Source organism: Streptomyces sp. CNQ085, assembly GCF_022614595.1.
Classification (GTDB): domain Bacteria; phylum Actinomycetota; class Actinomycetes; order Streptomycetales; family Streptomycetaceae; genus Streptomyces.
In genome coordinates, this window is the sequence record NZ_JAJFAU010000016.1 from 27,560 (window position 1) to 35,865 (window position 8,306).

The 8,306-nt window shown below is 73.9% G+C and carries 8 protein-coding genes; 3 read left to right on the forward strand and 5 right to left on the reverse strand.

Annotated elements, in window-relative coordinates:
• Window positions 1-306 precede the first annotated feature (306 nt).
• The 3 genes from LJ221_RS05315 to LJ221_RS05325 form a co-directional block, all read right to left on the reverse strand.
• The gene (locus tag LJ221_RS05315; RefSeq protein WP_241714183.1) at window positions 307-990 is read right to left on the reverse strand and encodes a triacylglycerol lipase; all 684 of its coding nucleotides are present in this window, start codon (window positions 988-990) and stop codon (window positions 307-309) included.
• A gap of 132 nt (window positions 991-1,122) precedes the next feature.
• Window positions 1,123-2,520 (reverse strand): NAD(P)/FAD-dependent oxidoreductase, encoded by a 1,398-nt coding sequence (locus LJ221_RS05320; RefSeq protein ID WP_241714185.1) that lies wholly within the window; start codon window positions 2,518-2,520, stop codon window positions 1,123-1,125.
• Between the two features lie 201 nt (window positions 2,521-2,721).
• Entirely contained in the window at window positions 2,722-2,949 is a 228-nt protein-coding gene (locus LJ221_RS05325) for a hypothetical protein (RefSeq protein WP_241714187.1), read from the reverse strand.
• A 109-nt stretch (window positions 2,950-3,058) separates the two neighbouring features.
• Here LJ221_RS05325 and LJ221_RS05330 point away from each other — a divergent pair, with 109 nt between their 5' ends.
• On the forward strand, window positions 3,059-3,475 hold the full coding sequence (locus tag LJ221_RS05330; protein WP_241714190.1) for a phage holin family protein: 417 nt from the start codon (window positions 3,059-3,061) through the stop codon (window positions 3,473-3,475).
• The gene (locus tag LJ221_RS05335) at window positions 3,472-3,840 is read left to right on the forward strand and encodes a DUF3618 domain-containing protein (protein WP_241714192.1); all 369 of its coding nucleotides are present in this window, start codon (window positions 3,472-3,474) and stop codon (window positions 3,838-3,840) included. The genes LJ221_RS05330 and LJ221_RS05335 overlap by 4 nt, the downstream gene beginning before the upstream one ends.
• Here LJ221_RS05335 and LJ221_RS05340 read toward each other — a convergent pair.
• Both LJ221_RS05340 and LJ221_RS05345 read right to left on the reverse strand, forming a co-directional pair.
• Window positions 3,805-4,860: a YihY/virulence factor BrkB family protein gene (locus LJ221_RS05340; RefSeq protein ID WP_308314725.1), complete on the reverse strand. Its 1,056-nt coding sequence runs from the start codon at window positions 4,858-4,860 to the stop codon at window positions 3,805-3,807. The genes LJ221_RS05335 and LJ221_RS05340 overlap by 36 nt on opposite strands.
• A gap of 151 nt (window positions 4,861-5,011) precedes the next feature.
• Window positions 5,012-7,093, reverse strand: a complete 2,082-nt coding sequence (locus LJ221_RS05345; RefSeq protein ID WP_241714197.1) for a serine hydrolase — start codon at window positions 7,091-7,093, stop codon at window positions 5,012-5,014.
• A gap of 323 nt (window positions 7,094-7,416) precedes the next feature.
• Between LJ221_RS05345 and LJ221_RS05350 the strand changes: the two genes are divergently transcribed.
• Entirely contained in the window at window positions 7,417-8,178 is a 762-nt protein-coding gene (locus LJ221_RS05350) for a GPP34 family phosphoprotein (protein WP_241714212.1), read from the forward strand.
• Window positions 8,179-8,306: the final 128 nt, after the last annotated feature.

Sequence of the window (8,306 nt, forward strand, 5' to 3'; positions counted from 1 at the left end):
CCCCCCCCCCCCCCCCCCCCCCCCCCCCCCCCCCCGCCCCAGGACACGGTGGTCATCGGTCCCACCGCGTGGGACGTGTCAGGTGGGGACTTCGGCGGCGGCGTGGTGCCCCGGGACGCCGGCGAGCCTGCCGTCCGCCGTGACCGGCGGGCAGCCGGGGTCTTCGGCAAGAGTGAGGCAGAGAGCGTCTCCGGTACAGGTGCTGGCCCGCGGTTCCCCCACACGTGGGAGAACGGTGCTCACCCGGCTCCCCGCCGGGGTGGACGTTCCCGCGTCGGCGGGCCGGTGCGGGAACGTCCGCCGGGGTCAGCTGTCGACCGTGTCCCGGACCTGGCCGTAGACCGTGGCGTCGTTCAGCAGACCGGAGTGCGACAGACAGGCGGTTCTGGTGTTGACCGCGCCCGACAGGGCGACGCTGCTGTCGGGGTTGATGACGGTGTCGCAGGGCGACCACCAGGTGGCGTAGCGCGCCGAACCGGGTGTTTCGTCACCGGAGTTGAGTGAGTTCAGGAAGCTCGACCCGATACGCATCTCGATGCAGGAGGTCTGGAAGCACCAGTTGGCCATGTCGGTGCCGTGGTTGGGACCGCCGAGGGAGACCCAGGCGTCGATCTTCGCCGCGCCACCGAGGTTCTTGGCGTAGTAGCGCGAGGAGAGGCCGCCCATGGAGTGGGTGATCACGTCGACCTTGCTCGCCCCGGTGGCGGCGAGCAGCCGGTCGACCTCGGTGGCGAGTTGCCGCGCGGTGGTGGCGTTGGACTGACTGGAGGTGTAGCTCCACTGCCTCAGGTGGCCGGCGGGCCAGCCGTCGGCGCGGAAACGGCCGGCCATGGTGTTCCACGTGGATCCGCCGCTGTTCCAGCCGTGGACGAAGAGGATCGGGTCGCTGCCGGGTCCGTAGGCGGAGGGGGACTCCGCGGCCGCCGCGGCCGGGGCCTGGAGGGCGAGTGCGAGCACGGCTGCCGCGACGGCCAGTGACTTCTTCTTCACAGTGACCTCAAGTGGTTGTGGGGGATAGGGAGTTGGAGAGTGGTCGCGCCGTGGGGGGATCGCAGGCTACTGGTCGGTCACCGGCACCGGGCAAGACCCGTGCACGCCATCTTTGTCGCGTACACAACTTCTTTACGAGTCCGCGCCCGCCGGATCACCGGCCCTCCTCGACGCGCGCAGCACGCGGAGCACATGGCCGGGCGACATCAGCCGGGCGGGCGGCTGGAGCATGTGGGCCACCGACAGGAACGTCCGGCCCAGAACTGGGTCGACGGAGGCCGCCGCGCGGTAGCGGGTGAGGTACCGGTCCAGCAGTCCGTCGGCCGGGCCGCGCCTCCCCTCCACCCCGGGGAAGCGCAGGTCGCCGCCGGCGGCCAGCAGCCACGGGGTGTCGACGACCTCGGCGGCGGCGCGGAAGAAGCGGCGGGGCAGGCCGTCGGCGTTCCGGTCCCGTTCCCGGGGCTCTCGGGCGAGGAGCGCGCGCAGCACGACCGCCTGCTGGGCCGCCGCCGTCATGCCCTGGCCATAGGTGGGGTTGAAGTTGCACAGGGCGTCACCAGTGACCAGGAGGCCGCCGGGGCGGTGGTCCAGTTTCTCGTAGTGGTGGCGCGTGCTGGCCGGATAGCGCATCCTCACCGGCTCGTTCAGCGGCTCGGCCGTGCGCAGCACCTCGGCCACGTCCGGTCCGGGCAGGGACTCGGCGTAGGCCAGCATGCCCGCCTCGTCGGTCGGGGGCTCCTCGCCCTGCAGGCCGAAGAGGACGGCCGCGAACCGGTCCTTCCGCTCGGAGACGAGGGCCCCGCCGCGCGGCAGTCCGGGGAAGGGCACCAGCGCGACACCGCTCCGGCCGCCGATGTGGTGGGGTTCGCGCCGGAAGTGGCGGGTGACGTAGACGACGTCGGCACGCACTCGCGTCCGCCGCGGCCGGGGGTATCCGAGTTCCTCCAGCCAGTCCGGCGCCCGTGAGCCCCGGCCGGAGGCGTCGACGACCAGGTCGGCGGGGATTGCCTCCTCCCCCGGACCGCCGGTGCGCGAGCGCACCCGGACTCCGGTGACCCGGGCGCGGTCCGGCGTGGTGACCGGCCCCAGCACCTCCATCCCCTCCCTGACCGCGACACCGGGGAGCGCCACGACGCGCGCGCGTACGTGGTGCTCCACCTGCGGCCGGCTCGCGCCGTACGCGATCACCCCGGAGGGCACCGGGCACAGGAGGCGGCCGTCGAGGTACCAGTGGACCTCGGTCTGGGTGTCCGCGCGGGTGGCTCCCGCCGCGAGCAGCTCCTCCAGGAAGCCGGGGAACAACTCCTCCAGCGCCTGCGCGCCGCGGGCGAGCAGGATGTGGAGCTGCCGGCTCTGCGGTACGCCGCGCCGGGAGGACGGCTCGGCGGGGAGCACGTCCCGATCGAGCACCGTCACCCGCTCGTAGGCGTCGGCGAGTGCGCGGGCCGCCGTCAGGCCCGCGAGGCCGGCGCCGATCACCACGGCGTGGGACCGGCCCGCCGTGTCGACGGATCGGGGGGTGGGGGCCATGGGCGGACTCCGTTCGGTACGGGGGCGGTTCGGCTCCTGGGGTGGCGAAGGCGATGCGACGTCGGGAGCGCTCCGACCGCGAGGGCGGCGACTCCGTGTGTGCGGCCCGTTCCCCTCCGTACCCACGCTCCGCCCCGCGGCCACCTCGGGCGCGGGGCGGGTTGGAGCACAGGCACGGAGCATACCGGCGGGCGGAGGCGCTCAGCCGCCGGTGAGCCGCCAGGCGCTGAGGGCCGGCCCGCGCCCAACGCACCCCAGGGCGGTGATGCTCGCCAGCGGCCACCGGGAGCGCTCCAGCGCGTCCGGGCGCGCCTCGTGGGCCGGCTGCCTGTCGTCCTGGCCGCTGCGCCGGACCGTCAGCGCGAGTGCGCCGTCCCCCCGGACACGTCCCCGCCCGCCCCCGACGCCGTGCCGGACGGAACCCGACACCCCGGACGCCGTGACGAACGGGTGAGGCCGGATTAGCGGGCGGTGAGCGGAGGTACTCGGAGTGCTGACCCATGAGGGGAGCGCGACGACGATGAGCACGATGCGGCGGATGGACGGACACAGGCGTGGGCACGGCCCCGGAGAGGAGCACTCCGTCGGCGAACTGGTGGCACGGGCCACCGCGCAGACGTCGCAGCTCCTGAAGGAGGAACTGCGACTCGCCAGGATGGAGATGGCCGAGAAGGGCAAGCGGGCCGGAATGGGCGGCGGCATGCTCGGCGGTGCCGGGGTGGTCGCGCTGTACGCGGTGGGCGCCGGTGTGACGGCCGCGATCGCCGGCCTTTCCGTGGTGTGGCCGGTGTGGCTGTCCGCCCTGGTGATCATGGCGGTGCTGTTCCTCGTCGCCGGGGTGCTGGCGGTCCTGGGACGGCAGCAGATGCGCAGGGCCACGCCCGCCAAGCCCGAGCGGGCGCTGCGGGGCGTGCACGACGACCTGGACGAGATCAGGGGAAGGGCGCGGCGATGAGCGTTTCGAGGGACACCAGGGAGGCGGAGGTCCCGGTCACTCCGGGCATCCCCGCTGATCCGGACACCCCCGCCGAGCTGCGTGAGCGGATCGACCGCACGCGCCGGGAACTCGGCGACACCATCGAGGAACTGGCGGCCAGGGCCGACGTCAAGGCCCTGGCCCGGCGCAAGGCGGCGGGCGCCGTACGGGCGGGCCGGCGCAACACCGTTCCGCTGGCCGTGGCGGGCGGGGCCGTGCTCGCCATCGCCGCGGCCGCCGTGGTGCTGCGGCGCAGGCAGGTACTGCGGCGGCGGTACCCGCTGCGCCGCGACCCACGGGTGCCGGCGTCAGTCCGCCGCCTTGCCGGACGTACGGCCGCGTGAGGCGCCCGCGTCGTCCGGGGCGCGGTCCGGGCCCGGGGCCCGCTCCCGGGCCGGACCGGTACGGGCGGGCCCGTCTGCGCGCCGCTGCTTCCTGAGCCACCTGAGACGCCGCAGCCGCAGCCGCAGCGAGCTCGGCCACTTGGCGGTGTCGCGCGGCTCCACGTACGGCTCCTCCCCCTTCGGCAGCCCGTCCGCGTACGCCCGCCTGCGGGCCAGTTCGGCGTCCAGCTCCAGGCCGAGCAGAATGGCCAGGTTCGACAGCCACAGCCAGACGAGGAAGACGACGGCGCCGGCGAGGGTGCCGTAGGTCTTGTTGTACGAGCCGAAGTTCGCCGTGTAGACCGCGAAGCCCGCCGAGGCGGCCAACCACAGCAGCACGGCCACCACGCTGCCCGGCGCCGTGCGCAGACCCCGCAGCCGGGCGTTGGGGGCCGACCAGTACAGGATGCTGATCATCGCCGCCACCAGCAGCACCAGCACCGGCCACTTGGCGACCGACCACACCAGCAGCGCCTGCTCGCCCATGCCGACGGCCCTCCCGGCCTGCTCGGCCAGCCCACCGGTGAGGACCACGATCACCACGCTCACCGCGAGCAGCACCATCAGGGTCAGCGTCACGCCGATGCGCAGCGGCGTGAGCTTCCACACCGGGCGGCCCTCGGGGATGTCCAGGACGCGGTTGGCCGCGCGGATGAACGCCGCGACGTAGCCGGAGGAGGCCCACACCGCGCCCAGCAGGCTGACGACCGCGAGGACGCCGCCGCCGCTGCCGCGCTGGATCTCGCCCACCGTGTCGCTCAGGATCTCGCGGGCCGGGCCGGGCGCGAGCCGCTGGAGGTTCTCCAGGATGTACCGGGTCGCCGTCTCGCCGACCGCGCCCAGCAGCGAGACGAGCAGCAGCAGGGCCGGGAAGATCGACAGCACGCCGTAGTACGTGAGGGTCGCCGCCCGGTCCGGGATCTCGTCGTCGAGGAACTCCTTGGCCACGCCCCGTGCGACGGCCCACCACGTCTTCGCCATGACCTTGAGGGTTACCGCCGCGGACCCGGTCATGTGCGGCCCGGGGGCACGGCTGGGTAACGGCGGGCCCGGCCGGACGCGCGCGGGGCGCGGTACGGACGGAGGACGCCGTCCGTACCGCGCCCCGCGTACGGGCCCCGCGCCCCGTGTGTCACAGGATGCGGGTCAGCCTCGTCCCCGCGTCCGGTTCGGCCAGCTCGCCCCGGACGGCGACCGGGACCTTCACCTGGCCCGGTCCGCTGCCGACGGTCAGGGTGCCGACGGTGTCGCCCGGGGCCGCCGTGTGCGGCACGCCCTTGCCGCCGTCGGTCAGGGCCAGCTCCACTTCCAGACCGGACCAGCCGACCGCCGAGACGTCCTCGGTCGCGACCACCTGCGTACGGCCGCCGAGGCCGTCGTCCACGTAGCCCACCACGTCGCCCTTGGCGACGATCCTCTCCGACCTCAGGACCTCCTGCGCGGAGATCAGCAGCTCGCGGCTCTCGGCCACCACCGTGTCGATGATCGACGGCTTGTGCTGGCTCATGACCGCGCCGACGATCAGCTGCGTGGTGCCGCCCACCTCCTTCTCCCCCGCGAACAGCAGGTTGCCGCCGGCCGCGGTGGTCGTACCGGTCTTGATGCCGACCGCGCGGTTGTACGGGACGAGCCCGTTCCAGTTGCGGTGGCTGACACCGTTGCGGTCCTCGTACGAGGGCTTCTTCACGATCTCCCGGAACGCCTCGTAGTCCATGACCTTCTTGCCGAGCTCGACCTGGTCGGCCGCCGTGCTGACGGTGTCCTCCCGCAGCCCGCTGGCATCGGTGTAGGTGGTGTTCTCCATCCCGAGCTCCTCGGCGGCGGCGTTCATCTTCTCCACGAACGCCTCCTCCGAGCCACCGGAGTCCCAGCGGGCCAGCAGCCGCGCCACGTTGTTGGCGGAGGCGATCATCAGGGCGTGGAGGGCCTCGCTGAGGGTGATCTCCTCGCCCTCCGTCACCTCGACGGTCGACTCGCCCTGGGCGCTGAGGCCCGCGTCCTTCTCGGCCTGCGCGTCGACCGGTATCCGCGGGCCCTCCTCGCCGGCCTTGAGCGGGTGGTCGCGCAGGATGACGTAGGCGGTCATCACCTTCGCCACGCTCGCTATCGGCACCGGCCTCTCCTCACCGTACGAGCCGAGGGAGCCGAGCCCCTCCACCTCCAGGACGGCCTGGCCCTCGGGCGGCCAGTTCAGGGTGGGCTCGTCGCCCTCGAAGGTGTGGGTGGCCGGGGCGGTGAGCACCAGCTCGGGGGCGGGCAGCGGGCGCATGAGCTGCGCGACCGCCAGAACTATCACCAGCAGCAGGACCAGCGGGGACCAGATCTTGACCCGCCGCAGGGCGACCCGTACCGGGGTCTCGGGCGGGGCGGGCTTGTTCGTCAGCTCGGCCAGCAGTTCCAAAGACTTGTGCGGCGGCAGCGGCTGCTGCTTCGTCCGCTCGGCCTCCGGCAGCTCGGGGCCCGGCGTGTGGGGCGGCTGCTCGGGCGACACGGCGGCCGGGGGTACGCGGGGGGCGTCGGCGGACCGCAGCGGCACGAAGCGGCTCGTCCGCTCGGCCTCGCTCTCCACCGGATCCCCGGCGGTCGCCGGGGGCCCGGTCTCCTCCGGCTTTCCGTCCGTCCCCGGTTTCCCGCTCGTCTCCGACCTCCCGTCCGCCCCCGGCTTTCCGGGAGCCCCGGCCTCCTCCGGATCCGTCTCCTCCGGGTCGTTCGGAGCCGGTTTCCCGGAGGCGCCCCCCGGACGTACCCGGAGCATCGCGGTGGCCTGGCCGACCGGCCGGCCGGTCTCCGCGTCCGCGCCGTCCTTGTCGCCCTCGGCGTCCTCGTGGTCCTTGTCGCCCTCGGCGTCCTCGCGGTCCTCGTCGCTCCCGGCCGTGTCCCCGGGAGCAGGGAAGACCGCCGTCGCCTGGCCGGCCGCCCCGGCCCCGGGCCCCCCGGCGTCCTCCGGCTCCGGCGTCCCCGCCGCGGAAGCCTCCCCGGCGGGCCCGGTGCCGCCGTCCGCCTCCTCGGCGTCACCGGTGCCGGTGACATCGTCCTCGCCGGCCCCGCCGTCCTCGGCCCTGCCCTCGGGGACGCGGAGGACCGCCTTAGCCCCGGCACCGTCATCGGCGGAGCCGTCGTCCTCCCCAGCCGTTCCCGCCGGGTCGTCGCCGTCCGGCGAGGGCTCCTCGCCACCGTCCTCGGCCTCGTCCCGAGGCGCCCCGTACAGCGCCACGCGGGGGTCACGCGCCCGCTCGGGAACCGTTCCGGCCCCTCCGGTCGTCTCCCCCAACGAAGTCTGCCGTTCCGAAATGTCGGGGGACTTGCCCGCCACCTATGCCTCCCGCTTGGTACTCAGCCACTCGTCATATCAGTAAACAGTGTCCTGAAGCCCGGTCCTCCCCCGGCGCTCCGGCCCTGTTTCGCGGCCGCGAGGGCCCGCTGAATTGCCAGACGGTAACGACATACCTACTGGTTCCACGACAAAGCGCCCAGGCGCTCTCGACAGATCTCTGTGAGAGGGGTCACCCTGTCATGCATCCACGCGGGGAGGCATGGATGGGCAGGAGCCGCAGAACAATTCCGGAGGAGCTTCTGTTGCTGGCCCTGGACCCGGCCACGGGTACCACGGCGCAGCCGCAGTCACTCGACCTCGGCCTGGCCGGGGCCCAGCTCGTGGAGCTGGCTCTCGCAGGACGGATAGCCCCTGACGGGGATCGCATAGCCGTGGTGCTGCCACGGCCGACCGGAGATCCAACCCTGGACTCCGCGCTGGAGCTGCTGCGCAGACGCGGCAGCCCCGTTCGCGCGGTCCACTGGATCGGCGGGCCCAGACTCGGGCTGCGCCAAACCTATCTCACACACCTGGAGCGCTGCGGCATGGTCCATGCCGTATCCGGCCAGATGTGTGGGGTGTTGCCGACGACTCGCTACCAGGCGACGGACACGGCGGTGAGCCGGGAGATCAGGGCCCGGCTCGACAACGCGATCCGCACCGGCGTCCCGCCGGACCCGCGGACCGCGGCACTCGCCGCGCTGGCCCACGCGGTCGGCCTCGGCAAGCACCTCTACCCCGGCAACGAGGGGCGGTCATCCCGTTCCCGGCTGAGGGATCTGATCAGGCACGACCCGATGGGCGGCCTCGTCGCGCACGCCGTTATGGATGTGCAGAACGGCGTGGCCGCGCAACCCCGGCGCGCCGCTCCCGGCAGGGGCGCGGGCGGGCCGGGAGACGGGCGGTCGGCGACGCGGCCCACCGCGCCGCAGCCGCTCGCCGGGCAGGCACGGCGAGGCGGGATGGCCCGCGCGGGCGCCCACTGACCCTGTCGTACCCCCACCCGGCGGAAGCCCGGCGGGTACCCGGCGGATTCCCCGAACTCGGCCGAAATCCGCTCCGCCGACCGTGAAGCGGGGGGGGGGGGGGGGGGGGGGGGGGGGGGGGGGGGGGG

Coding starts and splice junctions, on each gene's coding strand:
- LJ221_RS05335 (WP_241714192.1), top strand. CDS start 3,472: ATGAGCGTTTCGAGGGACACCAGGGAGGCGGAGGTCCCGGTCACTCCG.
- LJ221_RS05350 (WP_241714212.1), top strand. CDS start 7,417: ATGGGCAGGAGCCGCAGAACAATTCCGGAGGAGCTTCTGTTGCTGGCC.
- LJ221_RS05330 (WP_241714190.1), top strand. CDS start 3,059: ATGGACGGACACAGGCGTGGGCACGGCCCCGGAGAGGAGCACTCCGTC.
- LJ221_RS05340 (WP_308314725.1), bottom strand. CDS start 4,860: ATGGCGAAGACGTGGTGGGCCGTCGCACGGGGCGTGGCCAAGGAGTTC.
- LJ221_RS05320 (WP_241714185.1), bottom strand. CDS start 2,520: ATGGCCCCCACCCCCCGATCCGTCGACACGGCGGGCCGGTCCCACGCC.